General features: G+C 66.7%; 26 protein-coding genes. 13 read left to right on the plus strand and 13 right to left on the minus strand.

Annotated features, from left to right (window positions below):
• The first annotated feature begins 106 nt into the window (after positions 1 to 106).
• The 3 genes from LT948_RS05725 to recX all read left to right on the plus strand — a co-directional run bounded on the left by LT948_RS05725 (position 107) and on the right by recX (position 2,254).
• Positions 107 to 613 (plus strand): CinA family protein, encoded by a 507-nt coding sequence (locus tag LT948_RS05725; RefSeq protein WP_003092262.1) that lies wholly within the window; start codon positions 107 to 109, stop codon positions 611 to 613.
• A 133-nt stretch (positions 614 to 746) separates the two neighbouring features.
• Positions 747 to 1,787, plus strand: coding sequence for a recombinase RecA (recA, locus tag LT948_RS05730; RefSeq protein ID WP_003092260.1), 1,041 nt, complete (start codon positions 747 to 749; stop codon positions 1,785 to 1,787).
• Between the two features lie 5 nt (positions 1,788 to 1,792).
• On the plus strand, positions 1,793 to 2,254 hold the full coding sequence (gene recX / locus LT948_RS05735; protein ID WP_003109699.1) for a recombination regulator RecX: 462 nt from the start codon (positions 1,793 to 1,795) through the stop codon (positions 2,252 to 2,254).
• A gap of 21 nt (positions 2,255 to 2,275) precedes the next feature.
• Here the strand turns inward: recX and LT948_RS05740 are convergent, their stop codons facing one another.
• Together LT948_RS05740 and LT948_RS05745 are read right to left on the minus strand one after the other, a co-directional pair.
• Positions 2,276 to 3,346, minus strand: coding sequence for an LOG family protein (locus LT948_RS05740; protein ID WP_003092255.1), 1,071 nt, complete (start codon positions 3,344 to 3,346; stop codon positions 2,276 to 2,278).
• 82 nt (positions 3,347 to 3,428) lie between these two features.
• The gene (locus LT948_RS05745; protein ID WP_003098484.1) at positions 3,429 to 4,832 is read right to left on the minus strand and encodes an MBL fold metallo-hydrolase RNA specificity domain-containing protein; all 1,404 of its coding nucleotides are present in this window, start codon (positions 4,830 to 4,832) and stop codon (positions 3,429 to 3,431) included.
• A 179-nt stretch (positions 4,833 to 5,011) separates the two neighbouring features.
• On the opposite strand from LT948_RS05745, the gene LT948_RS05750 reads away from it, so the two are divergent.
• Positions 5,012 to 7,417, plus strand: a complete 2,406-nt coding sequence (locus LT948_RS05750) for a phosphoketolase family protein (RefSeq protein WP_003113876.1) — start codon at positions 5,012 to 5,014, stop codon at positions 7,415 to 7,417.
• Between the two features lie 115 nt (positions 7,418 to 7,532).
• Here LT948_RS05750 and LT948_RS05755 read toward each other — a convergent pair whose 3' ends face one another.
• The 6 genes from LT948_RS05755 to LT948_RS05780 form a co-directional block, all read right to left on the minus strand.
• Positions 7,533 to 7,763 carry a DUF3820 family protein gene (locus LT948_RS05755; RefSeq protein ID WP_073656923.1) on the minus strand — a complete coding sequence of 77 codons (231 nt, stop codon included), beginning with the start codon at positions 7,761 to 7,763 and terminating at the stop codon, positions 7,533 to 7,535.
• 18 nt (positions 7,764 to 7,781) lie between these two features.
• Positions 7,782 to 8,192 (minus strand): quorum-sensing-regulated virulence factor family protein, encoded by a 411-nt coding sequence (locus tag LT948_RS05760; RefSeq protein ID WP_003092248.1) that lies wholly within the window; start codon positions 8,190 to 8,192, stop codon positions 7,782 to 7,784.
• A gap of 175 nt (positions 8,193 to 8,367) precedes the next feature.
• On the minus strand, positions 8,368 to 9,432 hold the full coding sequence (locus LT948_RS05765; protein ID WP_003113877.1) for a polyamine ABC transporter substrate-binding protein: 1,065 nt from the start codon (positions 9,430 to 9,432) through the stop codon (positions 8,368 to 8,370).
• An 88-nt stretch (positions 9,433 to 9,520) separates the two neighbouring features.
• On the minus strand, positions 9,521 to 10,291 hold the full coding sequence (locus LT948_RS05770; RefSeq protein WP_003092244.1) for an ABC transporter permease: 771 nt from the start codon (positions 10,289 to 10,291) through the stop codon (positions 9,521 to 9,523).
• On the minus strand, positions 10,284 to 11,177 hold the full coding sequence (locus LT948_RS05775; protein WP_003092241.1) for an ABC transporter permease: 894 nt from the start codon (positions 11,175 to 11,177) through the stop codon (positions 10,284 to 10,286). Before LT948_RS05775 ends, LT948_RS05770 begins: the two co-directional genes overlap by 8 nt.
• Before the next feature lie 4 nt (positions 11,178 to 11,181).
• Positions 11,182 to 12,273, minus strand: a complete 1,092-nt coding sequence (locus LT948_RS05780) for an ABC transporter ATP-binding protein (protein WP_003119359.1) — start codon at positions 12,271 to 12,273, stop codon at positions 11,182 to 11,184.
• Positions 12,274 to 12,531: 258 nt separating this feature from the next.
• Between LT948_RS05780 and LT948_RS05785 the strand changes: the two genes are divergently transcribed.
• The gene (locus tag LT948_RS05785) at positions 12,532 to 13,248 is read left to right on the plus strand and encodes a tRNA-uridine aminocarboxypropyltransferase (RefSeq protein ID WP_003109705.1); all 717 of its coding nucleotides are present in this window, start codon (positions 12,532 to 12,534) and stop codon (positions 13,246 to 13,248) included.
• Between the two features lie 3 nt (positions 13,249 to 13,251).
• Here LT948_RS05785 and LT948_RS05790 read toward each other — a convergent pair whose 3' ends face one another.
• Positions 13,252 to 14,178 carry a DMT family transporter gene (locus LT948_RS05790; protein ID WP_003119360.1) on the minus strand — a complete coding sequence of 309 codons (927 nt, stop codon included), beginning with the start codon at positions 14,176 to 14,178 and terminating at the stop codon, positions 13,252 to 13,254.
• Between the two features lie 132 nt (positions 14,179 to 14,310).
• Between LT948_RS05790 and erdR the strand changes: the two genes are divergently transcribed.
• Both erdR and LT948_RS05800 read left to right on the plus strand, forming a co-directional pair.
• Positions 14,311 to 14,964: a response regulator transcription factor ErdR gene (erdR, locus tag LT948_RS05795; RefSeq protein ID WP_003092229.1), complete on the plus strand. Its 654-nt coding sequence runs from the start codon at positions 14,311 to 14,313 to the stop codon at positions 14,962 to 14,964.
• Between the two features lie 71 nt (positions 14,965 to 15,035).
• Entirely contained in the window at positions 15,036 to 15,407 is a 372-nt protein-coding gene (locus LT948_RS05800; RefSeq protein ID WP_023092577.1) for a diacylglycerol kinase, read from the plus strand.
• 69 nt (positions 15,408 to 15,476) lie between these two features.
• Here LT948_RS05800 and LT948_RS05805 read toward each other — a convergent pair whose 3' ends face one another.
• The gene (locus LT948_RS05805; RefSeq protein ID WP_023092578.1) at positions 15,477 to 17,087 is read right to left on the minus strand and encodes an FMN-binding glutamate synthase family protein; all 1,611 of its coding nucleotides are present in this window, start codon (positions 17,085 to 17,087) and stop codon (positions 15,477 to 15,479) included.
• 243 nt (positions 17,088 to 17,330) lie between these two features.
• Between LT948_RS05805 and LT948_RS05810 the strand changes: the two genes are divergently transcribed.
• Both LT948_RS05810 and ykgO read left to right on the plus strand, forming a co-directional pair.
• Positions 17,331 to 17,594 carry a type B 50S ribosomal protein L31 gene (locus LT948_RS05810; RefSeq protein ID WP_003092213.1) on the plus strand — a complete coding sequence of 88 codons (264 nt, stop codon included), beginning with the start codon at positions 17,331 to 17,333 and terminating at the stop codon, positions 17,592 to 17,594.
• Positions 17,594 to 17,746, plus strand: a complete 153-nt coding sequence (gene ykgO, locus LT948_RS05815; protein WP_003092209.1) for a type B 50S ribosomal protein L36 — start codon at positions 17,594 to 17,596, stop codon at positions 17,744 to 17,746. Before LT948_RS05810 ends, ykgO begins: the two co-directional genes overlap by 1 nt.
• Positions 17,747 to 17,773: 27 nt before the next feature.
• Here the strand turns inward: ykgO and LT948_RS05820 are convergent, their stop codons facing one another.
• Complete coding sequence (locus tag LT948_RS05820) at positions 17,774 to 18,559, minus strand: helix-turn-helix transcriptional regulator (RefSeq protein ID WP_003092207.1); 786 nt, start codon at positions 18,557 to 18,559, stop codon at positions 17,774 to 17,776.
• Positions 18,560 to 18,686: 127 nt separating this feature from the next.
• On the opposite strand from LT948_RS05820, the gene LT948_RS05825 reads away from it, so the two are divergent.
• From LT948_RS05825 to LT948_RS05835, 3 genes are all read left to right on the plus strand, one after another.
• Entirely contained in the window at positions 18,687 to 19,502 is an 816-nt protein-coding gene (locus LT948_RS05825) for a carbon-nitrogen hydrolase family protein (protein ID WP_073656922.1), read from the plus strand.
• Positions 19,503 to 19,701: 199 nt separating this feature from the next.
• Positions 19,702 to 21,024 carry an APC family permease gene (locus tag LT948_RS05830; protein WP_003109706.1) on the plus strand — a complete coding sequence of 441 codons (1,323 nt, stop codon included), beginning with the start codon at positions 19,702 to 19,704 and terminating at the stop codon, positions 21,022 to 21,024.
• A gap of 89 nt (positions 21,025 to 21,113) precedes the next feature.
• Positions 21,114 to 22,187 (plus strand): bifunctional transcriptional activator/DNA repair enzyme AdaA, encoded by a 1,074-nt coding sequence (locus tag LT948_RS05835; protein ID WP_023092581.1) that lies wholly within the window; start codon positions 21,114 to 21,116, stop codon positions 22,185 to 22,187.
• Here LT948_RS05835 and LT948_RS05840 read toward each other — a convergent pair.
• Both LT948_RS05840 and LT948_RS05845 read right to left on the minus strand, forming a co-directional pair.
• The gene (locus tag LT948_RS05840; protein ID WP_003098472.1) at positions 22,184 to 23,593 is read right to left on the minus strand and encodes an MFS transporter; all 1,410 of its coding nucleotides are present in this window, start codon (positions 23,591 to 23,593) and stop codon (positions 22,184 to 22,186) included. The genes LT948_RS05835 and LT948_RS05840 overlap by 4 nt on opposite strands.
• Positions 23,594 to 23,811: 218 nt before the next feature.
• The gene (locus LT948_RS05845) at positions 23,812 to 24,699 is read right to left on the minus strand and encodes a LysR substrate-binding domain-containing protein (protein WP_003092195.1); all 888 of its coding nucleotides are present in this window, start codon (positions 24,697 to 24,699) and stop codon (positions 23,812 to 23,814) included.
• A gap of 113 nt (positions 24,700 to 24,812) precedes the next feature.
• Between LT948_RS05845 and LT948_RS05850 the strand changes: the two genes are divergently transcribed.
• Positions 24,813 to 26,540, plus strand: a complete 1,728-nt coding sequence (locus LT948_RS05850; RefSeq protein ID WP_023092582.1) for an acyl-CoA dehydrogenase family protein — start codon at positions 24,813 to 24,815, stop codon at positions 26,538 to 26,540.
• Positions 26,541 to 26,556: the final 16 nt, after the last annotated feature.

Raw genomic sequence — 26,556 nt, forward strand, 5'->3', positions numbered from 1 at the left:
CGCATTCGCTGCCTTCGCGCGGTTGCGCTTGTCCGAAAGCTGCTTCTGAATGGAAAAGCCGATGGTGTAGGGTAGTCCCTTTCCGTTTCTACCCTGGAGAACAGTGATGACCCTGATGGAGTCCGACCTGACCGCACTGGCCGCCCGCCTCGGCGAAAGCCTTCGTTACCTGGGCGAGCAGGTCAGCACGGCGGAATCCTGCACCGGTGGCGGCATCGCCGAGGCGATCACCCGCATCCCGGGGAGTTCGGGCTGGTTCGAGGCTGGCTACGTGACCTACTCGAACCGCCAGAAGACCCTCCAGCTGGAGGTGCCCGAGTCGCTGTTCCCGGCAGTCGGCGCGGTCAGCCGGGAAGTGGTCGAGGCCATGGTGCGCGGCGCCCAGCGGCACAGCGGGGCGCGTTTCGCGGTGGCGGTGAGCGGTGTCGCCGGGCCCGACGGCGGCTCGCCGGAAAAGCCGGTAGGCACGGTCTGGCTGGCCTGGGCCGACGGCGAGCGGCTGGTCAGTGAGCGCTGCCAGTTCAACGGCGACCGCGACGCCGTGCGCCGGCAGACGGTGGCGACCGCGCTGACCGGCCTGCTGCGCATGAGCAACGGCGAGAACCCGGGCTAGCCGCGCCTGCGGGCAACCGTTCGGAACATTCTTCCCGTCGGGGGTAGGCGAGCGACTTGCCCTGTGGAATAATACTGTCTACTTATACAGTTGTTCGTGGCCGTCCGGCCGCCCTGACTTCGCGAGGACTTCAATGGACGAGAACAAGAAGCGCGCCCTGGCCGCGGCCCTGGGACAGATCGAACGCCAATTCGGCAAAGGCGCGGTCATGCGCATGGGCGACCATGAGCGCCAGGCGATCCCGGCCATCTCCACCGGCTCCCTGGGCCTGGACATCGCCCTCGGCATCGGCGGCCTGCCCAAGGGCCGGATCGTCGAGATCTACGGTCCGGAATCCTCGGGCAAGACCACCCTGACCCTCTCGGTGATCGCCGAGGCCCAGAAACAGGGCGCCACCTGTGCCTTCGTCGACGCCGAGCACGCGCTCGATCCCGACTATGCCGGCAAGCTGGGCGTCAACGTCGACGACCTGCTGGTCTCCCAGCCGGACACCGGCGAGCAGGCCCTGGAAATCACCGACATGCTGGTGCGCTCCAACGCGGTCGACGTGATCATCGTCGACTCCGTGGCCGCGCTGGTACCCAAGGCCGAGATCGAAGGCGAGATGGGCGACGCCCACGTCGGCCTGCAGGCACGCCTGATGTCCCAGGCGCTGCGCAAGATCACCGGCAATATCAAGAACGCCAACTGCCTGGTCATCTTCATCAACCAGATCCGCATGAAGATCGGCGTCATGTTCGGCAACCCGGAAACCACCACCGGCGGTAACGCACTGAAGTTCTACGCCTCGGTCCGCCTGGACATCCGTCGTACCGGTGCGGTGAAGGAAGGCGACGAGGTGGTGGGTAGCGAAACCCGCGTCAAGGTGGTGAAGAACAAGGTTTCCCCGCCGTTCCGCCAGGCCGAGTTCCAGATCCTCTACGGCAAGGGCATCTACCGTACCGGCGAGATCATCGACCTGGGCGTGCAATTGGGCCTGGTCGAGAAGTCCGGCGCCTGGTACAGCTACCAGGGCAGTAAGATCGGCCAGGGCAAGGCGAACGCCGCCAAGTACCTGGAAGACAATCCGGAAATCGGTTCGGTACTGGAGAAGACCATTCGCGACCAGTTGCTGGCCAAGAGCGGCCCGGTGAAGGCCGACGCCGAAGAAGTGGCTGACGCCGAAGCCGATTGAGGCCAATGGCGATCGTGCTCGATACGCCCGTCGCCGTGCGGCGGGCGGCCATGGATCTGCTGGCGCGCCGTGAGCACGGGCGCGCCGAGCTTTCCCGCAAGTTGCGCCAGCGTGGCGCGTCTGCCGAGTTGATCGATCCCGCCCTCGACCGCCTGGCCGAGGAAGGTCTGCTCGACGAATCCCGCTATCTCGAAAGCTTCATCGCCAGTCGCGCCCGCGGCGGCCATGGGCCGTTGCGCATCCGTGAGGAACTGGCGCAACGCGGTCTGCCGCGCGCCGATATCGAAAGGGCGCTGGGTGCCTGCGAGGTCGACTGGAGTGCGCAATTGCGTGAGGTCTGGCGCCGCAAGTTCGCCCGCCTGCCGCAGGACGCCAGGGAAAAGGCCCAGCAGGGCCGCTTCCTGGCGTACCGGGGTTACTCCATGGAGTCGATCAGCCGCCTGTTGAACGGCCGCAGCGACGATTGAGCGCGTGCCGGAGCGGCAGCTTCAGTCCCAGTTTTCCGGCAGGTTGATGTAGTCCAGCAATTCCCGCAGCCGCCCCTGGTCGCGCCCGTTGAACACGAAGGCGAGGCGGGTCAGGTTGCGGAACTCCGGTTCGTCCTGTTCCTGCTCGCTGTAGGCCTGCTGCTGGAAGCCGCCGCTCAGGCAGAGGCTGGCGAAGTGTTCGTGCAGGTGCGCCAGCGCGGCTTCGTTCAGGGCGTGGTTCAGGCGAATAACGAAAGTGCCTTTCAGCCAGCGGCTGGAGTGGAAGTTGCGATAGAACTGGGCGATTTCCTTCACCGCGTCTTCGGCCGAATGCACCAGGCGCATCAGGCGCATGTCGGCCGGCAGGATATAGTGATTCTCCAGCAACTGTTCCTGCATGAACTCCAGGGCGTGTTCCCAGTAGCGGCCGCCCGGCTGGTCGAGCAGCACGATCGGCACCAGCGGGCTCTTGCCGGTCTGTACCAGGGTCAGCACTTCCAGTGCCTCGTCTAGGGTGCCGAAGCCGCCGGGGCAGAGCACCAGGGCGTCGGCTTCCTTGACGAAGAACAGCTTGCGCAGGAAGAAGAAGTGGAACGACAGCAGGTTGCCGCTGCCGTCCACCGTATGGTTGGCGTGCTGCTCGAAGGGCAGGGTGATGTTGAAGCCCAGGCTGTTCTCCAGCCCGGCGCCTTCGTGGGCGGCGGCCATGATGCCGCCGCCGGCGCCGGTGATCACCATCAGGTCGTAGCGGGCCAGTTCCTCGCCCAGCTTGCGCGCCAGGGCATAGACCGGATGTTCGACCGGCGTGCGCGCCGAGCCGAACACGGTGACCTTGCGTCGCCGCTTGAACTGCTCGAGGACGCTGAAGGCATGCTCCATCTCGCGCAGGGTCTGCAGCATGATCTTGGCGTCCCAGCGGTTGCGGTCGGCCTGGGCCATGCGCGTCACGGTGAAGAGCATCTCGCGGTAGAGCGCGAGATTGGGGCTGTCGCCGGGAGCCGCAAGGGCCGCCAGTTCGTCGACCTTCCGCGCCAGGTCGGTGCCGCTGGTCTGGAAGTGCCGGGAAAGATAGTCATCGGCTTCGTAGGGCATTCGCATACTCCTTCTACAACCACCCTGGACAGGCGGTCATCCGCATACTGCCACGGACTGCGTGACAGTTGCGGACGGCGGCTCAGATCTCTATGCGTTCGCCGGGCTCCGGTATCTCGGCATCCCAGTCGAGACGCTCGCGGATCGCGCCTTGCAGCGCTTCCATCTTTTCCCGCTCGCCATGTATCAGGTATAGCGCTGGACGGTGGGCGAAGTGACCGACCCAGTCGAGCAGCTGCGATTGCCCGGCGTGGGCGGAGAAGCCGCCGAGGGTATGGATCTGCGCCTTGACCGCGATGCGCTGGTGGAACACGCGAACCGCGCTGGCGCCGTCGACGATGTTGCGGCCCAGGGTGCCGCGCGCCTGGAAGCCGGGGAATACCACATGGCATTCCGGGCGCCAGAGGTTGTGCTTGAAGTGATGGACGATACGGCCGCCGGTGCACATGCCGCTGCCGGCGATGATGACCGCGCCGCTCTTGATCCGGTTGATCGCCATCGACTCGTCGGCGCTGCGGGTGACGCGCAGCACCGGCAGCCATTCCTCCAGGCGGGTGGTGCCGGTGCCGCGAATGTACTCGCGGTCGCGGTCGTCGAACTCGTTGCTGTGGCGCAGGTAGATGCCATTGGCACGGGCGGCCATCGGGCTGTCGAGGAATACCGCCTGTTGCGGCAGGCGGCCCTCCTGGTAGAAGCGGCCGAGGTAGTAGAGCAGGTCCTGGGTGCGACCGACGGCGAACGACGGGATCAGCACGTTGCCGCCGTCGCGATGCGCCTGGTCGAGAATCGCCGCCAGTTCCTCCAGGGTGTCGTTGCTGTCGCGGTGATCGCGATCGCCGTAGGTGGATTCGAGCATCACCACGTCGGCCCGGCTCAGCGGCGAGGGCGCGCGCATCAACGGCGAGCAGGTGTTGCCGAGGTCGCCGGAAAACACCAGGCGGCGCGGTTGCACCTGGTCGTGGAATTGCACTTCGACGATCGACGAGCCGAGGATGTGCCCGGCGTTGTGAAAGGTCACCCGCACGCCGCGAGCGACCGCCACTGTGCTGCCGAGGCTGATCGGCCGGCGCAGCTTGAGCGCGCGTTCGGTGTCGGCCTGGGTATACAGCGGCTTGATGCTCGGCTTGCCGATCCGGTTGCGCCAGCGGTTCTCCCACTCGGCGTCCTTTTCCTGGATGTGCGCGGAGTCCAGCAGCATGAGTTCCAGCAGTTCGCAGGTGGCCTCGGTGGCGAAGATCGGGCCCTTGAAGCCCTCGGCCGCCAGGCGCGGCAGCAGGCCGCTGTGGTCCAGGTGGGCGTGGGAGATGACCACCGCGTCGATGCTCGCGGGATCGAAGGGGAAGGGCGCGCGGTTGCCGTTGTCGGCTTCGCGACGCCCCTGGCGCATGCCGCATTCGAGCAGGACCTTTACGCCATCGAGGGTTTCCAGCAGATAACAGGAGCCAGTGACCTCCTGGGCGGCGCCTAGAAACGTCAGTGATGCCATCGAGCCTCCTCCGTCAGAGCTCTGTCGACACCCCGATACCTTTCGGGGATCGTGGAATGCCATGGAACCTTCGTACAGGGCCAGGGTGAACGAATCGGGGGCGGGGAGCTTGATGCAGGTCAGCGCCCTTTGCCGTGTGCTGCCTAGACTGCAAGGCACCACTAGGGAGGCTACCCACCATGAGTCAGATTCTGCCCAGTCAGGACGAGTTGCTTGCCCATGCGGCGGCCGAGCCGGCGTTTGCCGCGTGGCTGCAAGGCCATGGTCCGCTCCAGCATAGCGCAGAGACCCGCGCCGCCGTGTTCCGCACCGCTCATCAATTGGTCCAAGCCGGGCTGCAACCGGACCTGGCCAGCGTCTACCAGCTGTTCCGCGCCCTCGACCGGCTGACCGCCAGCGCCCTGCGCATCGTCGTGCACATGACCTACGCCCGGCGCATCCGCCTGGACGGCCAGCCGTTGCAGGCCGAGGATTTCAAGACACAGCCCGAGGGCCACACCGGCGGAGCCCTGAACATGGTCCCGGCCTACGCCGGCTATCTGGCACTCAACGTCCTGACCGGCAAGACTCGCGCCTGGCTGATGGGCCAGGGCCATTGCGTGGCCGCCATCGACGCGCTGAACGTCCTCACCGGCAACCTGCACCCGGAGCAGGAGCGCGCCTATGCCGACGGCGAGGAAGGGCTGAACCGCTTGCTGCAGGACTTCTACGGCTACGCCCAGGCCCCCAACGGCGCACCGGCGGCGCCACTGGGCAGCCACGTGAATCCGCATACCGCCGGCGGTATCGCCGAGGGCGGCTACCTCGGCTTCGCCGAATTGCAGTATGCGCACATGCCGCTGCCCGGCGAGACCCTGGTGGCGTTCCTCTCCGATGGTGCCGCCGAGGAACAGCGCGGCAGCGACTGGATTCCGCGCTGGTGGCGAGCCGAGGATTGCGGGGCGGCGCTGCCGGTGATGATCGCCAATGGCCGGCGCATCGAGCAGCGCACCGAACTGGGCACCCATGAGGGGCTGGAGGGCTTCAAGCTGCATCTGCGCCGCTGCGGCTTCGATCCGATCAGCTTCGATGGGCGCGACCCGGCCGCCTTCGTCTGTACGCTCTGGGAGATGGAACAGCGCCTGGAGCGGCGCGTGCAGGAGAAGAACAGCGGCATCCTCCGCTACCCGCTGCCGATTCCCTACGGCATCGCCGAGACGGTCAAGGGCTTCGGCTTCTATGGCGCCGGCAGCAACGCCGCGCACAACCTGCCGCTGCCGGGCAATCCGCATAACGACGAACAGGCCCGGCAACTGTTCAACCAGCATGCAAACGAACTCTGGGTCGAGCCTGAGGCTCTCGAATTGGCCCGCCGGCTGTTCGCCGAGCAGCGCGGCGAGCGTCCCCTCGAACGGGACAACCCGCTGGCCCTGCGCCATCCCATCGAACCGATCATCCCGCCGCTTCGCTATCGCGACGACGCCTGCTCGCCGATGGCCGCGCTGGACCGCTTCTATACCGAACTGGTGGAGGCCAACCCCGACCTGCGCGCCCGGGTCGGCAATCCCGACGAATTGGCCAGCAACCGCCTCGGCGGCGTGCTCAAGGCGCTCAAGCATCGGGTCAGCGAGCCGGAGAGCGAACTGGAATCGGTGAGCGGTCGGGTCATCACCGCGCTCAACGAGGAGGCGGTGGTGTCCGCCTGCCTGGCCAACCAGGGCGGACTCAACCTGGTTGCCAGCTACGAGGCGTTCTGCGTGAAGATGCTCGGCGCGGTGCGCCAGACCCTGATCTTCGCCCGCCAGCAGAAGGAAGTCGGGCGTCCGGCCGGCTGGCTGGGCTGGCCGCTGGTCGCTACTTCGCATACCTGGGAGAACGGCAAGAACCAGCAGTCGCACCAGGACACCACCTTCTGCGAGGCCCTGCTTGGCGAGATGAGCGACATGGTCCGGGTGCTCTTCCCGGCCGATCACAACAGCGCCCTGGCGCTGCTACCGACGATCTACCGCAGCCGGGGGCAACTGGCCTGCCTGGTGATCCCCAAGCGCGACCGGCCGATGGTGTTCGACGCCGTCCAGGCCGAGCGCCTGGCCCGCGACGGCGCGATCCTGGTCGAGGAGCGCTGCGGCTCCGATCCGCTGCTGCTGATCGCCAACGGCAGCTACCAGCTCGAACAGATGCGCCGCGCCGCGCAGCGTCTGGCCGAGGCCGGGCAGGCCTACCGGCTGGTCTACCTGCAGGAGCCGGGACGCTTCCGCGCGCCTCGCGATCGCTGGGAGGTCGAGGCGGTGGCCGACGAGGCGTTGGTGGAACGACTGTTCCCGGATAGCCATGAGCGCCGCGTGCTACTCACCCATATGCGCGCGGAAGTGGCGCGCGGTCATCTTTGGCCGATCCTGCCGGATGCCCGGCGCACCTCGGTACTCGGCTATCGCAACCGCGGCGGCACCCTCGACGAGGCGGGCATGCAGTTCGCCAACCGCGCCTGCTGGGGCAACGTGCTGGCGGCTTGCGCCCGCTTGATGGAGGTGCCGCGCACCGCGCTGCTGACTCCGGAGGAGGCGGCGGCGGTGGCCGGCAAGGGCGATCCGGCGTTGTTGCGCTGAGTTCGGCTGCGTATCGGCGGATAACGTCTGTGGCGTTATTCGCCCTGCCGAACGGGGGCGGGTGTCTGGCGAAGGCAGGGTGTGGGCAGGGTATCGGCGGATAGCGTCGGCGACGTCATTCGCCTACGGAGCGGGGGGGACGAAGCGGCTTGAGCAGCCCGTCCAGCCCGTCGATCTTCAGTTCCAGGGTCAACTGCATCAGCCGCTCGAGTTCACCAGGCGGGAAGCCTTTCTTGTAGAACCACAGCAGGTACTCCTCCGGCAGGTCGACCAGCATCCGTCCCTGGTACTTGCCGAACGGCATCGGCGTTCTGGCGATCTTCAGCAGATGCTGCTTGTCCAGCATGGCGACCGCGCGGCGCGCTTACTTCTTGCCCTGGATGCGGCAGCTGCCGGCATCGAAGCGTTCGGTGGCGACCGGCTGGTTGGTCTTGTACTCGGTGAAGCTGTAGGTGAGGATCGCGCCGCGGGCGAGCAACTGGCGATAGCCGGTGTTGCTGCACACGCTATCGCCGAGCTGGCTGCGCACGCTGTCCGGGTTGGAGCGCATGCGCTCGGCGTGGCTGGCGCGTACGCTGAGGTGATTGATCAACTGGTTGCCTTCGACGGTGTAGCCCTGGTCGAGGATGTCTTCGTTGATGGCGCGGGGAGTGCCTACGCTGCTTTCCTTGGCCACTTTCTCCAGCATCTTGCTCAGTTCGAAATCCTTGAGCGAGGCGGCATGGGCGGCGGTGGGCAGGACGAAACAAAGGGCAAGGGCCATGAAGCGCGACATCGAAGATCTCCTGGGGCAATAAGCGGATTCGACCGATGGAGGGGGCGAATTGTTTCCGTCGGCCCATTCCCGGGACGGACGGTGGCGAATGGGCGCCATGTTACCGCGTTCGGGGCGGGGCACGGAAACGCAAAAGGGCGACCGAGGGTCGCCCTTTCGTCGATAGCGGTGCGGATCAGCGCAGCTTGATCTCGGTCCAGAGCTTGTTCAGGGCGCGCCGCTGGCGCGAGTTCAGGTCCTTCAGCGGCTCCAGCCTGGCCTGGGTGGTGGCGTCCGGGAACAGGGCGGCGAGCGTCTTGATTTCCGGCTTGATGAAGGGCAGGGCGGCGGCGTTGGGCGTGCCGGTACCGATCTGGTTGGTCAGCTCGGAAGCGTTCCGACCGTCGAGCATGAAGTCGATGAAGCGGTAGGCCAGGTCAGGGTTCTTCGAGCCCTTGTGGATCACCATGTTGTCGATGGCCAGCACCGCACCTTGGCGGGGCAGGGCGAAGTCGACCTTGAAGGCGCGGCCGGCAGCCTCCGCGTCGGCCCTGGCCTGGTACATGTCGCTGGAGTAGCCATGGGCGACCCAGATGTTGCCCAGGGTCAGCTCCTTGATATAGCTCGACGAGTTGAACGCGGCCCAGTACGGCTTGGCCGCGAGGATCAGCGCCTGGGCTTCCTTCCAGTGCTGCGGGTCGGTGTCGTTGGCGGAGTGACCGAGGTACTTCAGGGCGGCGCCGAACAGTTCCTGCGGGTCGTCCATCACCGTGACCCTGCCCTTGATCTTCTCCAGGACCGCCGGGTCGAAGATTACCGACCAGTCGGCGGGGTCGATGCCCAGTTTGTCCAGCTCGGTCTTGTTGTAGCCGACCAGGGTGGTGGTGAAGGCGTAGGGCAGGGAATAGCGGTTGCCCTTGTCGAAATCCTTGTCGAGGTAGCCCGCGGCCTCGTTGCTCAGGTTCGCCAGGCGACTCTTGTCCAGCTCCAGCAGGTCGCCCTTGCGGATCAGCGCCTCGACCGCGTTCTGGGTCGGGATGATCACGTCGTAGCCGCTGGCCCCGGCGGCCAGCTTGGCCATCATTTCCTCGGTGCCGGAATAGAACTCCTGCACCAGCTCGCAGCCACATTGCTGCTCGAAGCGTTTCAGCGTGTCCTCGGCGATGTAGTCGTTCCAGTTGAACAGATACAGCTTCTCGGCGGCGGTGGCCTGGGCGGCTCCTGCCATGAGGGTTGCGACGAGCAACAGCTTTTTCATCATGGTTCCTTGTTACGGGGTGGCAGGGCTCCGGAAACCGGAGCAGGGCAAGGCCGCGGGCCTCTCCGGGAGGCCCGCGGGTTTCGGCGGATCAATGGCCCTTGATGGCGCTGGGGGAGAGTTTCGAGGCGATCACGATCAGCACCAGGGTGAGCAGCATCAGCAGGGTGGAGACGGCGTTCACTTCGGGCGTCACGGCGATCTTGATCATGGTGTAGATCTGCGTCGGCAGGGTGGCGAAGCCGCCGCCGGCGGTGAAGAAGGTGATCACGAAGTCGTCGATGGACAGGGTGAAGGCCATCAGCGCGCCGGCGACGATGCCCGGCATGATCAGCGGCAGGGTCACCAGGCGGAAGCTCTGCCAGGGCGTGGCTCCGAGGTCGCGGGCCGCCTCGGTGAGGCTTTCGTCCATGCCCGACATGCGCGCCTGCACCACCAGGGCGACGAAGCCGACCGAGAAGGTGATGTGCGCGAGGGTCACCGAGAGCATGCCCAGGCTCATGTTCAGGCCGATGAAGAAGATCACCAGCGAGACCCCCATCAGGAGTTCCGGAATGGCGATCGGGGTCAGCACCAGCAGGGGCAGCACGCGCAGCTTGAAGCGATGCAGGGCGACCCCGGCGAGGGTACCGAGCAGGGTCGCCACGCTGGCCGAAACCAGCGCGATGACCAGCGAGTTGGCGGCGGCCTGGAGCATGTCGCGGTTGCCGAACAGCTTGCGGTACCAGTCCAGGGTGAAGCCGACCCACTCGGCGTTCAGTCGCGAGTCGTTGAAGGAGTACAGCACCACGATCACCAGCGGTACGTAGAGGAACAGGTACACCAGCGCGGTGGCGCTCCAGAGCAGGTAGGGCCTACGCATGGGCGCCTCCCTTGCGGGCGCGCGCGGCGCCCATGCCGAGGGCGACCAGCAGCAGGATGCAGCCGGTCAGGGCGATCGACAGCGCGCTGCCGAACGGCCAGTCGCGGGAGTCGAGGAACTGGCTCTTGATCAGGTTGCCGATCATGATGCCGTCGGTACCGCCGACCAGGTCGGGGATGGCGAACATTCCCAGCACCGGGATGAATACCAGTGCCGCGCCGGCGGCCACGCCCGGCAGCGAGAGCGGGAAGGTCACCCGCCAGAAGCGTTGCCAACGACCGGCGCCGAGGTCCTGGGCGGCGTCGAGCAGGGCCGGGTCGTGTTTCTCCAGGTTGGCGTAGAGCGGCAGGATCATGAACGGCAGGTGCACGTAGACCATGCACAGGATCACCGCGAACGGGGTGAACATCAGGCTGATCGGCTGCGCGCCGAACAGGTCCAGCGCGGCGTTGATCCCGCGGGTCAGGGCACCGGACGGCGAGAGGATGATCATCCAGGCGTAGACGCGTACCAGCAGGTTGCTCCAGAACGGCAGGATCACCAGCAGGATCAGCAGGTTGCGCCACTTCGCCGGGGCCCGGGCGAGGGTGGTCGCCACCGGGTAGGCGAGCAGCAGGCAGGCCAGGGTGGTGACCAGGGCGTAGCCGAAGGATTTGACGAACAGTTGCAGGTACACCCAGCTCTCGGTGAGCCGGGTGTAGTTCTCCACGCTGAGGTCGTAGACGGTCTGCCCGTCCTCGCTGTACATCCAGGGCGCCAGGCCGCCGTAGTCGCCGGGAAAGCGGAACGAGGCGAACAGCATGATCAGCGCCGGAACCAGGAAGAAGAACAGCAGATACGCTTGCGGCGGCCAGACCAGCAGCCACTTGCCGAGGTTCTTTCTCATCGTCTCAGGCCCTGACCAGGTGGCCGGCATCGAAGCGCCAGGCGGCTTCCACCGCGTCGCCCACCTCGAAGAACTTGGCCCGGCCGGGCGTGGCGTTGGGCAGCAGGGTTTCCAGGCGCTCGCCGTTCTCCAGCTCGACGATGTACAGGGTCACGTCGCCCAGGTAGAGCAGTTCGGCGACGCGGCCGCGGAAGTGCACCTCGTCGCTGTCGGCGGTGACGCTCTGCGCCAGGCGGATCTTCTCCGGCCGCAGGGTCAGCACGCAGGCCTCGCCGGGCTGGGCGTCGAAGGATTTCAGCGCCTGGACCTCGCCCAGGCCCCGGAGATCGATGCGCACGCGTTCGCCGTCGACCGCCTCGACTGTGGCGTCGAGCAGGTTGCACTGGCCGATGAAGTCGGCGACGAAACGACTGCGCGGGAAGCTGTAGATGGTTTCCGGGGCGTCCAGCTGCTCCACCCGGCCCTGGTTCATCACCGCGATGCGGTGCGACAGCGCCAGGGCTTCGCCCTGATCGTGGGTGACATAGACGAAGGTGATGCCGACGTCCTTCTGCAGGTTGATCAGTTCGATCTGCATTTCTTCGCGCAGCTTGGCGTCCAGCGCCGACAGCGGTTCGTCGAGCAGCAGCAGGCGCGGCCGGTTGACCAGCGCGCGGGCGATCGCCACGCGCTGGCGCTGGCCGCCGGAAAGCTGTGTCGGCATGCGCCCGCCCTTGTCCGCCAGGCGCACGTCCTTCAGGGCCTGTTCGACGCGGGCGTCGATCTCGCTCTTCGCCACTCCGGCCATCTTCAGCGGGAAGGCGATGTTCTGCGCCACGCTCATGTGCGGGAACAGCGCGTAGCTCTGGAACACCGTATGCACCGGGCGCTTCTCCGGCTCGACGCCGGCGAGGTCCTGGCCGTTGAGGCGGATCTCGCCGCTGTCCGGCTGGTCGAAGCCGGCGAGCATGCGCAGGAGGGTGGTCTTGCCGCACCCGGAAGGGCCGAGGAGGGTGAAGAATTCGCCGGTGTTGATCGTCAGGCTGACATTGTCGACGGCGGTGAAGTCGCCGAAGCGGCGGGTCACGTTGCGGATCTCGAGCAAGGGGGGCGTCACTCGTCTGGAGAGGCAGTAAGGTCAGCGGGCGGAGCCGGCTGCCCGGTGTCGAAAAAGGGGGCGGATTATAGGGATCGCATCCCGCTCTAACTAGACGTCTGAGGCCCCTGTGAAGAATTTTTTTTCGCGGCCTCGGAAGTTGTCCGACAAAGCAGGAGCCACGCGGGCTCTGATAGAATTTCGCGGTCGCTTTCCAGCCCGTTTCCTCGAGTCTTCGATGTTCCTTCGCCCGTCCTTTCCGTATCGGGAGCCTGCCCGATGAGCCATGCCGTTTCCCGCTTGCGCCAGGAGCGCCTGGCGCGCAGCCTGAAACCCTTCGTCGCGCGCGGTTCGCGCATGCCGCGCTGCGAAGGCTGTCGGCTGCTGCCGAGCTATTGCATGTGCGCCTGGCGGCCGCGGGTCGAGGCGCGCGCAGGCATGTGCCTGGTCATGCACGACATCGAGGCGCTGAAACCGACCAACACCGGCTGGCTGATCGCCGATACCGTGGCCGACACCTTCGCCTTCGGCTGGTCGCGCACCGAGGTCGACCCGCGCTTGCTGGAGTTGCTGGCCGACCCGCAGTGGCAGCCATACCTGGTGTTCCCCGGCGAATACGTGGCGGCGGAGCGGGTGGTGAACGAGGTCGCCCCGCTGGCGGAAGGCAAGCGACCGCTGTTCATCCTGCTCGACGCGACCTGGACCGAGGCGCGCAAGATGTTCCGCAAGAGTCCTTACCTGGAGCCGTTCCCGGTGCTCAGCCTGCTGCCCGAGCAGCTCTCGCGCTATCGCCTGCGTCGCTCGACCCGTGGCGAGCACCTGTGCACCGCCGAAGTGGCGGCGCTGTGCCTGGAGCTTGCTGGCGACGAGGCTGCGGGCGAGGCGCTCGGCGCCTACCTGGAGGTGTTCAGCGAGCGCTACCTGGGCGCCAAGCGGCACATTCCGCTGGACGAGGCCAGCCCGGCGCACCGTGCCCTGGCGCCGTTCCGTGGCTGAGCGTCAGGCCGGGCGCGCTTCGGCGGCGAGCTTGCGCGGCCACAACTGCGCCACCAGCATGCCCGCCAGCATCAGCGCGCAACCGAAATAGCCGCGCAGGTGCAGGGTCTCGGCGAGGAACAGGGCGCCGGCGATGGCGGCGAACACCGCTTCCAGGGACAGAATGATCGCCGCATGGGAAGCGATGGCGTGCTTCTGCGCCACCACCTGCAGGGTGAAGCCGGTGCCGACGCCGAGCAGGCCGCCGTATAGCAGGGCGGGACCGGCCTGGACGATGGCGTCCCAGTGGATTTCCTCGAAGACCAGTGCCAGCAGCAGGCTGACCGCCGCGCAGGTGGCGAACTGCAGGAAGGCCAGGCGGATCGGGTCGTAGCGGCTGGCGAACAGGCCTACCAGCAGGACGTGCGCGCCCCAGACCACCGCGCCGGCCAGTTGCAGCCAGTCGCCGGAGGCGACCTGGAAGCCTGGGCCGATGCTCAGCAGGGCCATGCCGAGCACCGCCAGCGACGCCCCCAGCCAGGTGCCCGCGCCGGTGCGCTGGCCGAACAGCAGGCCGAGCAACGGCACGACGATCACGTAGAGCCCGGTGATGAAGCCGGAGTTGGTCACGCTGGTGAACAGCAGGCCGACCTGCTGCAGGTTGATCCCGGTGGTCAGGGCGACGCCGAGGATCACACCGGCGAGCAACTGTCCGCGATTGAAGGGTTGCGCGCCGTCGCGTCGCGAGCGCAGCATCAGCAGTGGCACCAGCACCAGGGCACCGAGGACGAAGCGCAGGCCGGTATAGAGGAACGGCCCGATGGCGTCCATCCCCAGGCGCTGGGCGACGAACGACACCCCCCAGATCATGGCGGTGATCAGCATCAGGACATCGGCACGCAGGGCTTGGCTTCGCATGGCTCGCTCGACGGGGCGGGGAGGGTCCGCCACTCTGCCAGCAAGCCGGGGTGTTTGAAAAGACGAACGCGGTGTACGAGGTATCCCTCATTCGGCTTGACCGGTCCGCCCTCGGTCGGCATCCTGAGCGCCGCCTCGGCTGGGCCGAACAAACTAGGACATGTCATGGCTTCTTACGAGATCCTGATCGCCGACGATCACCCCCTGTTTCGCAGCGCTTTGCACCAGGCCCTCACCCTCGGGCTGGGTCCCGACGTGCGCCTGGTGGAAGCCGCCAGCATCGCCGAACTGGAAGCGCGGCTGAACGAGAAGGCCGATTGGGATCTGGTCCTGCTGGACCTCAACATGCCGGGGGCCTATGGCTTCTCCGGCCTGGTGCTGTTGCGCGGGCAATACCCGCAGGTGCCGGTGGTGATGATCTCGGCACAGGAGGAGGCCGCGGTGGTGCAGCGCTCCCGCGAGTTCGGCGCCAGTGGCTTCATACCCAAGTCCAGTCCGCTGGAAACCCTGCAGCAGGCGGTGCGCGCGGTGCTCGACGGGGACACCTGGTGGCCGCCGCAGGATGCCGCCGCCGAAGCCCTCAGCGAGGAGGCCAAGGCCGCCAGCGCCGGGCTCGCCAGCCTCACCCCGCAACAGTTCAGGGTACTCACCATGGTCTGCGAAGGGTTGCTGAACAAGCAGATCGCCTACGACCTGAACGTTTCCGAGGCGACGGTGAAGGCCCACGTCACGGCGATCTTCCGCAAGCTCAACGTGCGCACCCGGACCCAGGCCGCGCTGCTGCTGCAACAAATGGAGACGGTTCCCGCTTCTCATTGAGAGACGGCTTAACGCTTTTTTGACCAGCCGGCGGCTAGACTGCCGGCCTTCCGAATCGATGAGAACCCGACGTGTCGCCTTCCCCCTTCAAAGGCCAGACCGGCCTCAAGCGTATCCTCAACGCCACCGGCTATTCCCTCGCAGGTTTCCTCGCCGCCTTCCGCGGTGAAGCCGCCTTCCGCCAACTGGTGCTGCTCAACGTGGTGCTGATCCCGGTGGCCTTCCTCCTCGACGTCAGTCGCGGCGAACGCGCGCTGATGATCGCGGCGTGCCTGCTGGCGCTGATCGTCGAACTGCTCAACTCGGCGATCGAGGCCACCGTCGACCGCGTCTCGCTGGAACGCCACCCTCTGTCGAAGAATGCCAAGGACATGGGCAGCGCCGCGCAGTTCGTGGCCCTCACCGTGATCACCGTGACCTGGGCGACCATCCTGCTGGGCTGATCTACGCGGACATGAAAAAGCCGGAGGCAGCGATGCCTCCGGCTTTTTCTTGCGTGCGAGGGCGGCGGCTCAGGCCGCCGCGTCGAAGCTGTCGGCCCGCGCCATGTTCCACATGCGCTCGTAGAACTCGCCCTCGATCTTGCCGGAAAGCAGTTCGCCCGGCTTGAGGAAGTAGTGCAGCTGCGAGAACAGGCGGATCTCGGTGTCGGTGATGCGTCGCACCAGGTGCTTGGCTTCGAGCTGCGAGGGATGTTCCAGGCCCGCCGCGGCGAGCATCTCGGCCAGGCCCTTGAGGGTGTTGCGATGGAAGTTGTGCACCCGCTCGGCCTTGTCCGGCACCACCAGCGCGCGCTGGCGCAGCGGGTCCTGGGTGGCGACGCCGGTCGGGCACTTGTTGGTATGGCAGCTCTGCGACTGGATGCAGCCGATGGCGAACATGAAGCCGCGCGCCGAGTTGGCCCAATCCGCGCCGGTGGCCAGGACGCTGGCGATATCGAAGGCGCTGACGATCTTGCCGCTGGCGCCGACCTTGATCTTGTCGCGCAGGTTGAGGCCGACCAGGGTGTTGTGGACGAACAGCAGGCCTTCGCGCAGCGGCACGCCGATATGGTCGGTGAACTCCAGCGGCGCCGCGCCGGTGCCGCCTTCCTTACCGTCGACGACGATGAAGTCGGGGAGGATGCCGGTCTCCAGCATGGCCTTGGCGATGCCCATGAACTCCCATGGATGGCCCAGGCAGAACTTGAAGCCGACCGGCTTGCCGCCGGACAGTTCGCGCAGCTGGGCGATGAACTGCATCAGCTCGATCGGCGTGGAGAAGGCGCTGTGGCGCGACGGCGAAACGCAATCCTCACCCATCGGCACGCCACGGGTGGCGGCGATCTCGGGGGTGACCTTGTGCTTGGGCAGGATACCGCCGTGTCCCGGCTTGGCGCCCTGGCTGAGCTTGATCTCGATCATCTTCACCTGCGGGTCGAGGGCCTGGGCGGCGAAGCGCTCGGGGTCGAACTTGCCATCGCGGGTGCGGCACCCGAAGTAGCCGCTGCCCAGTTCCCAGACCAGGTCGCCGCCGTTCTCGCGGTGATAGGGGCTGATGCTGCCCTCGCCGGTGTCGTGGTAGAAGTTGCCCATCTGCGCGCCACGGTTCAGCGAGCGAATGGCGTTGGCGCTGAGGGCGCCGAAACTCATCGCCGAGACGTTGAACAGCGAAGCGGAGTACGGCTTGCTGCATTGTGGCCCGCCGATGTCGACGCGGAACTCGCAGGGATCGCTGAGCGGCGCCGGACGCATCGAGTGGCTGATGAATTCGTAGCCTGCGGTGTACACGTCGATCAGGGTGCCGAAGGGCTTCTCCGAGCTTTCGTTCTTCGCCCGCGAGTAGACCAGCGAGCGCTGGGCGCGGGAGAAGGGCAGGGCGTCGCCGTCGGCTTCCAGCAGGTACTGGCGGATCTCCGGGCGGATGCCTTCCACCAGATAGCGGATGTTGCCCAGGATCGGATAGTTGCGGCGCACCGCGTGGGGCGTCTGGATCAGGTCGAACAGGCCGAGCAGGCTCAGGGCCACGCCCAGCAGGGTGAACGGCCAGAGCCATTCGGTGCTGCCGAGGAACGGCAGGCTGAGCAAGGTGAACAGGGCGATACAGGCGAAAAACGCATAGCGACTGAGTAGCGACAGATTCATCATGTCTCCAATCTTCAGGCTTCGGTTCAAAATGGTAGTCACCTTCTTCGAGGCGTCTACGACGGGTTCCCCCCGCGCTAACCAAGCGCTGATTATGGGAAACAAACGGGGATAGAAAGCAAGCTAATAATTGTGTCTGGATGGTCGAGCGGCCGAATGGTCGCCGGGAACTCTTTCCGGAGTTGCGAATTATTCTTATCGGAGTAATATGTAACTATATAACATTATGTAGGAGGCATCCCCATGAAACCCGGCATCCATCCCGAATACCGTCCCGTCCTGTTCCATGACACCTCGGCCGACGTGTACTTCCTGATCGGCTCCACCGCGGAGACCGACAAGACCCATACCCATACCGACGGCAAGACCTATCCCTACGTGACGCTGGACGTTTCCAGCGCCTCGCACCCGGTCTACACCGGCGAACAGCGCAAGACCAAGAGCGAAGGCCGCGTGGCCGGGTTCAACAAGCGTTTCGCCGGCTTCGTCGGCGGCAAGGGGGCCTGATGAAAGTCCTCGCCTCGCTGAAACAGGCCAAGCTGCGCCATCGCGATTGCCAGGTGGTGAAGCGCCGTGGCCGGCTCTACGTGATCTGCAAGTCGAATCCGCGCTTCAAGTGCGTGCAGGGCCGGCCGAAGCCGAAGATCAAGCGCCGCTGAGCGGCGACGGGACGGTCGCCCGTCCCGTCAGCCCTGGGCCTGGAGGAACAGGCCGAACAGCTCGGACTGCGACTTGATGCCGAGCTTGCCGTACATGTGCTTGCGGTGGACCTTCACGGTTTCCGCCGAGATCGCCAGCTTGCGGGCGATCTCCTTGCTCGAGCAGCCGCTGAGCATCAGCCTGCCGACCTCCAGTTCGCGCGCCGTCAGCGGCGTGCCCATCTGCTCCGCGACCTTCTCCAGCGAACCCTGCCAGCCCGGCTCCGGCGCCGCGGGGCTGTTCAACACTTCGTCCTCGAAGGCCAGGCGCTGGCGCATCAGCCCGGCCACCCAGGGCCGCACCAGACCGAGCACGGCGAGTTGCTCGGGGGTGAAGCGGCGCCGCGAGCCGAGCGACAGGCAGAGGGTGCGTTCGCCGGAGAGCTGGACGTTGATCTGGATTTCATCGGCCACCACGTTGAGGCGGAAGTAACGCTGGTAGTAATCGGTCTGCTCGAAGCATTCCGGTGCCACGTCGGCCAGACGGAACAGGCCGCTGCACGGGTTCTCGCGGCTGGCGATGTAGAACGGGTCGAGCAGGTAGAGGCCTCGCAGGTAGTCCTGGAACAGCGGATCCGGCCCGCCGTCGGCGCCCGGGCATTCGGCGAACACCTGTGGCCGGCCCTGGCTGAACAGCAGGGCCACCCAGCTGTCGAACGGAACGTACTGTTCGAGCAGGCGTACCAGGCGAATCCAGAAGTCCGGCGCATCCAGCGCCTCGACCAGTTGCCCGACGGAGCGGTGCCAGGCGATGTCCTGCAAGGTGAAACTCATCTTCTACCCCTGTTGGGTTAACCCTCGGACGTAATTATCGGCGCGGGGAACGCCAAGCATACTGTGCCGACCCCTGCATACGAACAGCGCGCGTGCCGAACAGCGCCGAGAACAACAAGGAATTCCGATGAAAGTCGAACTCGTCCAGATCGCCGGTCGCGATGGCGACACCGCGCACAACCTGGAACGCGCCCTGGCGGCCATCGCCGACTGTGCGGCGGACACCGAACTGGTGGTGTTCCCGGAAACCCACCTGACCGGCTTCCCCAGCGAAGACAACATCGCCGCCCTCGCCGAGCCGCTCGACGGCCCGACGGTCAGCGCGGTGCAGCGCGTCGCCCGTGAATGTAACGTTTCGGTGGCGATCGGCATCGCCGAGGCGGACGCCGGCCGCTATTACAACACCACCCTGCTGATCGCTCCCGACGGCATCGCCCTGAAATACCGCAAGACCCACCTGTGGGCCTCCGACCGCGGCATCTTCACGCCTGGCGACCGCTACGCCACCGCCCTGTGGAACGGCATCCGGGTCGGCCTGCTGGTGTGCTTCGACATCGAGTTCCCGGAAAGCGCGCGGGCCCTCGGCCAACTGGGTGCGGAACTGATCATCGTGACCAATGGCAACATGGACCCCTATGGCCCGACCCATCGCACTGCGATCATGGCCCGCGCCATGGAAAACCAGGCCTACGCGGTGATGGTCAACCGCGTCGGGCATGGCGACGGCGGGCTGGTCTTCGCCGGCGGCAGCGCGGTGGTCGATCCCTATGGCCAGTTGCTCTGCGAGGCCGGGCGCGAAGAATGCCGGCAGATCGTCGAACTGGACCTCGGCCGGTTGCAGGATGCGCGTCGGGATTACCGTTACCTCGAAGAGCGTCGCCTGGTCCTGCCCGGCGAGCGCCGCGAGCACCCGGACGGCCTGCGCGAGCTGCTGATTCCCTGATTCACCGCGGCGCGACAGGAGCGTCGCGTCGTCCTCCGCCCGCCAGCGAGCGGGCGAGGATCGGCCCGGAAAGCCGTAGCACAACGATGGGCGCCCGAGCGTCCGCCGGTCTCCCGGGTGAGGGGAGGCCCCTGCGCCCCGCGGCCCGGCCGGCTGCGGGCCACTGCCATAACAAACGATAATTCCGGAGTAAGCAGTAATGGCCAGACTCAAGCGCACCCTGTCGCTGGGTTCCGTGGTGCTGTTCGGCATCGCCTACATGACCCCCATCATCGTCCTCGGGACTTTCGGCATCCTCGCCGAGACCACCCAGGGACACGTTCCCGCCGCCTACATCGCCGCTTCCCTGGCGATGCTCTTCACCGCCCTCAGCTACGGGCGCATGGCCGCGGCCTTCCCGGTGGCCGGCTCGGCCTATACCTACGTGCGCAAGGCCATCGATTCCCGGCTCGGCTTCATCGCCGGCTGGGCGGTGCTGCTCGACTACCTGTTCCTGCCGATGGCGATCTGGCTGATCGGTGCCGCCTACCTGCACTCGGCCTTTCCCGCGGTACCCAACGCGGTCTGGGTGCTGGCGTTCATCGGCGTGACCACGACGATCAACATCGTCGGTCTGCGCCTGGCGAAGAACGTCAATGGCCTGCTGATGCTGGTGCAGTTCCTGGTCCTCGGCGCCTTCGTCGCGCTCTGCGTGCACTACGTGCTGGGCGACCCGGGCAAGCCGCTATGGTCGCTGCAACCGTTGCTCGGTGGCGACCTGCAGGTGCCGCTGGTGATGAGCGGTGCGGCGATCGCCTGCTACTCGTTCCTCGGTTTCGACGCGGTCAGTACCCTGACCGAGGAAACCCGCGACCCGCGGCGCAACATCCCGCGGGCGATCCTGCTGATCACCCTGCTGGGCGGGTTGATCTTCATCGTCACCTCGTACTTCGTGCAACTGGCGCACCCGTCGTTCGCCTTCGACAGCGCGGACTCGGCGGCCTACGAGATCGCCCGCAACATCGGTGGCGACCTGTTCGTGACCTTCTTCCTGGTCGGCCTGATCGTCGGCCAGTTCACCTCCGGCCTCTCGGCCCAGGCCAGCGCCTCGCGCCTGCTCTTCGCCATGGGCCGCGACGGCGTCCTTCCGCGGCCGTTCTTCGGGCGTCTCGGCAAGCGCTTCGAGACGCCGGTGAACAGCATCGTCCTGTGCGGTGTGGTGGCCTTGCTGGCGCTACAGATGGACGTGACCACCTCCACGTCGTTCATCAACTTCGGCGCCTTCCTCGCCTTCAGCCTGGTCAACCTGTCGGTGGTCTTCCACTACTACCTTGGCGCCGAGCGCCGCGGTCCACGGGAAACCCTGTTGTTCCTGGTATTCCCTGGCATCGGCCTGGTCGCCGACCTGTGGCTGATGGCCAGCCTCGACCATCTGGCGATCATCCTCGGCCTCTGCTGGCTGGCGCTGGGCGCGGTGTACCTGGCGGCGATCACCCACGGTTTCCGCGAGCCGCCGCCGGAGATGCGTTTCGAGGAGGGCTGAGAAAGAATCGACGCCCGTTTCGCGGCGGCAAGGCGCAGGCTCCTGGCCTAGAGTGGCTATCCATCGCCTCCCTGATTCCGGAGCCGGCCATGTCCGACGCAGCGTTGTTCCTTCCCCTTCCCGATGACGACACCCTGTATGCCGCGCTGTTGGCGCGCGACCCCGCCTACGATGGCTTCGCCTTCGTCGGGGTGAAGAGCACCGGGGTGTTCTGCCGCCTGACCTGCCCGGCGCGCAAGCCGAAGCGCGAGAACACCCTGTTCTTCGATTCGATCAAGGGCTGCGTCGAGGCCGGCTTCCGGCCCTGCCTGCGTTGCCGGCCGCTGGAACGGCTCGGCACGCAGGGGCCGCTGGTCAGCGACCTGCTCCAGCGCCTCGGTCGGCAACCGCAGCGGCGCTGGTTCGAAGACGACCTGGCGGCGCTGGGCTATGACCCGTCCACCGTGCGCCGTGCTTTCAAGCGCGAGTTCGGCGTGACCTTTCTGGAAATGGCTCGCCTGCGCCGTCTTGGCCAGGTCGCCGAGCGGCTGTCCTCGGGCGCGCGGGTGATCGACGCGCAACTGGATGCCAGCTTCGACTCCGACAGCGGCTTCCGTAGCGCCTTCGCGCGGCTGCTGGGCGAGACGCCGTCGCAGTTGCGCGGGCGCGAGCTGCTCAAGGCGGACTGGCTGCAGACCCCGCTCGGCGCCATGCTCGCGGTGGCCGATGCGCAGGCCCTGCACCTGCTGGAATTCTTCGACCGCCCGGCGTTGAGCGGGGAGCTGAAACGCCTGCAGAAGAGCAGCGGATCGAGCATCGGTTTCGGCCGTTTCGCCTCCATCGACAGGATCGAGGCGGAACTCGCCGACTACTTCGGCGGTACTCCAGTGCGCTTCCAGACCCCCTTGGCGCTGAACGCCTCGGCCTTCACCCGCACGGTCTGGCAGGCGCTGCGCGAGGTACCGTGCGGCAGCACGCAGAGCTACGCCGGGCTGGCCAGGTCCATCGGCTCGCCGTCGTCGGTGCGCGCCGTGGCCCGCGCCAACGGAGCCAACCAGATCGCCATCGTGATTCCCTGCCACCGCGTCATCGGTTCGGACGGTTCCCTGACCGGTTATGGCGGTGGCCTGTGGCGCAAGCGCTGGTTGCTGGAGCACGAGCGGCGCATGGACGGTGCCGGCTAGCCGGGATCGCCGCCCAGTAGCCGGGCGGGGGCGCGCAACACCGGTTCCCGCTCGACCGCTGCGGGCCGCTGCAAGTCCTCGGCGTCGGCGCGCTCGGCGGTCGACAGGTCGCTGGCGTGGAACCCGGTGATCCGCAACAGGGCCAGGGTACAGGCCAGCGAGACCAGCGCGTAGCAGGCCGAGGCCAGGGCCACGCCGACGATGCTGCCGGTACTGTTGAGAATCCACTGGGCCAGTACCGGCGTACCGCCGCCGACCAGCAGCGAGCAGAGCTGGTAGGCCAGCGACAGGCCGGTGTAGCGCACCCGCGCCGGGAAGGCTCGGGCGAGGATACCGCCCACCGCGCCGTAGAACATCGCGTGCGGCACCGTGGCCAGGCACATGCCGACCGCGGCGATCCAGTAGACCTTGGTTTCCACGGCGAAGAACATCGCCGGCATCAGGATGAACTCCGGCAGCACCATCAGGCATGCCGCCTTGCGCATGTCGATGCGCGAAGTGAGCAGCGCCCCCAGCGGCTGGCTGAGGAACTGCACCACCAGCGCGACCACGATGATGCTGAGGAAGGTGCCCTGGCTGTAGCCGAGGGTCTTGGTCGCCCAGGAGAGGGCGAAGGTGCTCTTGAAGTAGGTGACGTGGATGATCGGCAGCACGCCGGCGCCGAGCAGGACGATCTTCCAGTGCTTGCCCAGCACCTCGGCGAGCGGCAGCTTCACCGTGCGCTTCTGCGCCAGCACGCGCTTCATGTCTTCCGACTCCTCCAGCTTCAGGCGGATCACCATGCCGACGATGACCAGCACTGCGGAGAGCAGGAACGGCGCGCGCCAGCCCCAGAGAATGAAGTCCGAGGCGGGCAGGGCGCTGAGGGCGAAGAACGCCAGGGTCGCCAGCAGGTTGCCGGTGGGCGAGCCCTGCTGGGCGAAGGCGGCGTACAGGATGCCCTTGCCCTTGGGCGCGCTTTCGCTGGCGATCAGGATCGCGCCGCCCCACTCGCCGCCGACCGCGATGCCCTGGACGATACGCAGCGCCACCAGGGAGATCGGCGCCCAGATGCCGATCTGCGTATAGACCGGCAACAGGCCGATGCAGGTCGTGGCGATGCCCATCATGATCAGGGTGATCACCAGGGTGGTCTTGCGGCCGATGCGGTCGCCGAGATGGCCGAAGATGATCCCGCCCAGCGGGCGAGCGATGAAGCCCGACCAGAGGGTGACGAAGGACAGCAGGGTGGCCAGGCCCGGATCCATGTCGGCGGGGAAGAATACCTTGCCGAACACCAGGGCGGCGGCCAGGCCGTAGATGTAGAAGTCGTACCACTCGATGGTGGTGCCGATGAAGGAGGCGATACCGGCCCTGCGGGCCTTCTTGTGCAGGTCGGCGTCTTCGGGAGAGGGCGTGCGCGGCATGGGTCGAGTCCTGTTTATTGTTGTTCTCGCCGACACGCCGCTCCCTACCGCCCTTCGCTGAAAGGCGGGGCGGAAACGCTGGTTTCCGTGGATGGAGAGCGTGCGTCGGTGTTGACCCGGGTGCCTCGGAGTCTAGGTGGCACCCCCGCAAATCAATAGTCTTTTAATCTTATGGCTCGATAAGGGATTCCATATCGACGTTTTCCGTCAGCCCTCGCTCAGGCGTCGTCCAGGCCGCTCTTCAGCGTCGCCAGGAACGCCTGCGCCGCCCGGGAAGGTTCGCTGGCCGGAAGGATCGCGTGGATCTCCGAACGCGCGCCGGCCGGCTCGATCTCCAGGTAGCGCACCTCGTTCCGCCAGGCCAGGCAGAGGGTCTCCGGGATCAGCGCGACGCCCATGCCGAGACCGACCATGGCGGCGACGGTCTGCCACAGGCGCGCCTCGTGGCGGATGCGCGGGCTGAAGCCGGCGTCCACGCAGCGGGCGATGATCAGGTCGTGGTAGTGCGGGGAGACATGGCGCGGGAAGAGGATGAAGTCTTCGTCGCGCAGTTCGGCGAGGTCCAGACGCGCCTGGCCTGCCAGGCGGTGCCCGGCGGGCAGGCAGCAGAGGAACGGGTCGCTGATCAAGGGTTCGGAGACGATTTCCGCCGGCAGCCTGCCCCAGTGCACGAAGCCCAGGTCGATCTGCCCGCGCTGCAACGCCTGGGCCTGCTCCGCGCTGTTCATTTCGCCGAGCACCACCTCCATGTTCGGGTGCTCCCGTTCGAAGCGGGACATGGCCCTGGGCAGGCCGCGGTAGAGCATGGAGTTGACGAAGCCGACGCGCAGCTGGCCGACGTCGCCCTCGGCGGATAGCTGGGTCAGGCGTTTCACCTTCTCTGCCTGCAGCAGCAGGTTGCGCGCTTCCACCAGCAGGACCTGGCCGGCGCCGGTGAGCTTCACCGACTTGTTGTTGCGCAGCAGCAATTGGGTTCCGAGCTGTTCCTCCAGCTTCTTGATGTCGAAGCTCAGCGCCGGCTGGGAGATGAACAGGCGAGCCGCGGCGCGACCGAAATGCAGTTCCTCGGCGACCGCGATGAAGTAGCGAAGCTGTCTGAGATCCATGGCAGGCACCTGGTTCTACGATCTGTTTTTCTTATCGTCGATGATTTTTTTTGTATTGGATGCTTATCGAACCACTCGCCTAGTCTCGGCGCAAGACAAGCAGGAGCCGCGCCATGACCGCCATGCCCGAAGTACTTCGCGAAGATACGCTGAACATCCCCGACAGCCGTGGGCTGAATCTCTACACCTGCGATCCGGCCCTGGAGCGGCTGCTGGAGGTATACCTGCCGCCGGCGTTGCTCGCCGAATGGCGGCCGCTCCTCGAACGGCTCGGCGCCCGTGCCGGCGGCGAGCTGGACGTGCTGGCGCTGGCGGCGGACAAGAACCCGCCGGTGCTGGCGCCGCGCACCCGCCGCGGCGAGGATTTGCAGAGCATTCGCAAGCATCCGGACTACGTCGCCCTCGAACGGGTGGCCTATGCCGAACTCGGCCTGGCTTCCATGAGCCATCGCCCGGACGGCCCGCCGCCGCTGGTGAAGTATGCGCTCACCCACCTGTTCGTACAGGCCGAGTTCGGCCTTTGCTGCCCGGTCAGCATGACCGACTCGCTGACCCGCACCCTGCGCAGGTTCGGCGCGCCGGAACTGGTTGAGCGCTATCTGCCGTCCCTCGCCTCGCGGGATTTCGACGAGCTGTTCCAGGGCGCCATGTTCATGACCGAGCAGGCCGCCGGCTCCGACGTGGCGCGGACCCGTACCGTGGCGCGGGAGCAGGGCGGCGAGTGGAAGCTCTACGGCGACAAGTGGTTCTGCTCCAACCCGGACGCCGACCTGGCGATGGTCCTGGCCCGGCCCGAAGGCGCGCCGGAAGGAATGAAGGGCGTGACCCTGTTCCTGTTGCCGAAGGTCCGCGAGGACGGCACGCGCAACGCCTATCGCATCGTCCGCCTGAAGGACAAGCTGGGCAGCCGCTCCATGGCCAGCGGCGAAGTCCGCCTGGAAGGCGCCAGCGCCTACCTGATCGGCGAGATCGGCCGCGGCTTCCAGCAGATGGCCGACATGGTCAACATGTCGCGCCTGTCCAACGGCGTGCGCGCCGCCGGGCTGATGCGCCGGGCGCTGAGCGAGGCGCTGTTCGTCGCCCGCCATCGGCACGCCTTCGGCAAGCACCTGATCGACATGCCGCTGATGCAGAAGCAGTTGCTGAAGATGATGCTGCCCACCGAACAGGCGCGTTCGATGTTCATGCAGATCGCCACGCTGCTGCCGCGCGCCGATGGCGGCGAGGTCGAGGCGCAGAAATGCGTGCGGATCCTCACTCCGCTGATCAAGTTCCGCGCCTGCCGCGATGCGCGACGGGTCACCGGCGACGCCATGGAGGTGCGCGGCGGGGTCGGCTACATCGAGGAGTGGAGCGACCCGCGCCTGGTGCGCGACGCCCACCTGGGGTCGATCTGGGAGGGTACCAGCAACATCGTGGCGCTGGACGTCGCCCGTGCGGCGAGCCGCGAACAGGCGCTCGAACCCTTGCAGCGCCACCTGCGCCGGCTGCTGGATGACAGCGACCTGCCAGGGGACGCCCGCGACCTCTTCGACGAACTGCTGGTGCGAGTGGTCGCGACCATGGCCGACGTCGCCGAGCGCCGCCAGGATGAGCAGGTGCGCCAGGCCGGCAGCGCCCTCTATCACCTGTGCACGGCGATCTTCATGGCCTGGGAGGCCAGCCGCCAGGCACCCGACCAGCGCCGCCTGGCCCTGGCCTTCCTGGTCGCCCGGCACAAGCTGCTGCCGCGCGACCCGCTGCGCCTGGAGGGCTGGACCGACCAGGCCGAACTGCTGGCCAGGGTGGTCGGCGAGGTGCCGCTGAGCCAGGCCGAAGCCATGCAATTGCTGCCGGCCTGACTGCCCGCATTCCCGC

Source organism: Pseudomonas sp. CP-1, assembly GCF_021213715.1.
In the GTDB taxonomy this organism is placed as follows: Bacteria; Pseudomonadota; Gammaproteobacteria; order Pseudomonadales; family Pseudomonadaceae; genus Pseudomonas; species Pseudomonas aeruginosa.

Excerpts from the sequence above, each read along its gene's own strand:
- LT948_RS05725 (WP_003092262.1), top strand. The coding sequence starts at position 107 with ATGACCCTGATGGAGTCCGACCTGACCGCACTGGCCGCCCGCCTCGGC.
- recA (WP_003092260.1), top strand. The coding sequence starts at position 747 with ATGGACGAGAACAAGAAGCGCGCCCTGGCCGCGGCCCTGGGACAGATC.
- recX (WP_003109699.1), top strand. The coding sequence starts at position 1,793 with ATGGCGATCGTGCTCGATACGCCCGTCGCCGTGCGGCGGGCGGCCATG.
- LT948_RS05740 (WP_003092255.1), bottom strand. The coding sequence starts at position 3,346 with ATGCCCTACGAAGCCGATGACTATCTTTCCCGGCACTTCCAGACCAGC.
- LT948_RS05745 (WP_003098484.1), bottom strand. The coding sequence starts at position 4,832 with ATGGCATCACTGACGTTTCTAGGCGCCGCCCAGGAGGTCACTGGCTCC.
- LT948_RS05750 (WP_003113876.1), top strand. The coding sequence starts at position 5,012 with ATGAGTCAGATTCTGCCCAGTCAGGACGAGTTGCTTGCCCATGCGGCG.
- LT948_RS05755 (WP_073656923.1), bottom strand. The coding sequence starts at position 7,763 with ATGCTGGACAAGCAGCATCTGCTGAAGATCGCCAGAACGCCGATGCCG.
- LT948_RS05760 (WP_003092248.1), bottom strand. The coding sequence starts at position 8,192 with ATGTCGCGCTTCATGGCCCTTGCCCTTTGTTTCGTCCTGCCCACCGCC.
- LT948_RS05765 (WP_003113877.1), bottom strand. The coding sequence starts at position 9,432 with ATGATGAAAAAGCTGTTGCTCGTCGCAACCCTCATGGCAGGAGCCGCC.
- LT948_RS05770 (WP_003092244.1), bottom strand. The coding sequence starts at position 10,291 with ATGCGTAGGCCCTACCTGCTCTGGAGCGCCACCGCGCTGGTGTACCTG.
- LT948_RS05775 (WP_003092241.1), bottom strand. The coding sequence starts at position 11,177 with ATGAGAAAGAACCTCGGCAAGTGGCTGCTGGTCTGGCCGCCGCAAGCG.
- LT948_RS05785 (WP_003109705.1), top strand. The coding sequence starts at position 12,532 with ATGAGCCATGCCGTTTCCCGCTTGCGCCAGGAGCGCCTGGCGCGCAGC.
- erdR (WP_003092229.1), top strand. The coding sequence starts at position 14,311 with ATGGCTTCTTACGAGATCCTGATCGCCGACGATCACCCCCTGTTTCGC.
- LT948_RS05805 (WP_023092578.1), bottom strand. The coding sequence starts at position 17,087 with ATGAATCTGTCGCTACTCAGTCGCTATGCGTTTTTCGCCTGTATCGCC.
- LT948_RS05810 (WP_003092213.1), top strand. The coding sequence starts at position 17,331 with ATGAAACCCGGCATCCATCCCGAATACCGTCCCGTCCTGTTCCATGAC.
- ykgO (WP_003092209.1), top strand. The coding sequence starts at position 17,594 with ATGAAAGTCCTCGCCTCGCTGAAACAGGCCAAGCTGCGCCATCGCGAT.
- LT948_RS05820 (WP_003092207.1), bottom strand. The coding sequence starts at position 18,559 with ATGAGTTTCACCTTGCAGGACATCGCCTGGCACCGCTCCGTCGGGCAA.
- LT948_RS05825 (WP_073656922.1), top strand. The coding sequence starts at position 18,687 with ATGAAAGTCGAACTCGTCCAGATCGCCGGTCGCGATGGCGACACCGCG.
- LT948_RS05830 (WP_003109706.1), top strand. The coding sequence starts at position 19,702 with ATGGCCAGACTCAAGCGCACCCTGTCGCTGGGTTCCGTGGTGCTGTTC.
- LT948_RS05835 (WP_023092581.1), top strand. The coding sequence starts at position 21,114 with ATGTCCGACGCAGCGTTGTTCCTTCCCCTTCCCGATGACGACACCCTG.
- LT948_RS05840 (WP_003098472.1), bottom strand. The coding sequence starts at position 23,593 with ATGCCGCGCACGCCCTCTCCCGAAGACGCCGACCTGCACAAGAAGGCC.
- LT948_RS05845 (WP_003092195.1), bottom strand. The coding sequence starts at position 24,699 with ATGGATCTCAGACAGCTTCGCTACTTCATCGCGGTCGCCGAGGAACTG.
- LT948_RS05850 (WP_023092582.1), top strand. The coding sequence starts at position 24,813 with ATGACCGCCATGCCCGAAGTACTTCGCGAAGATACGCTGAACATCCCC.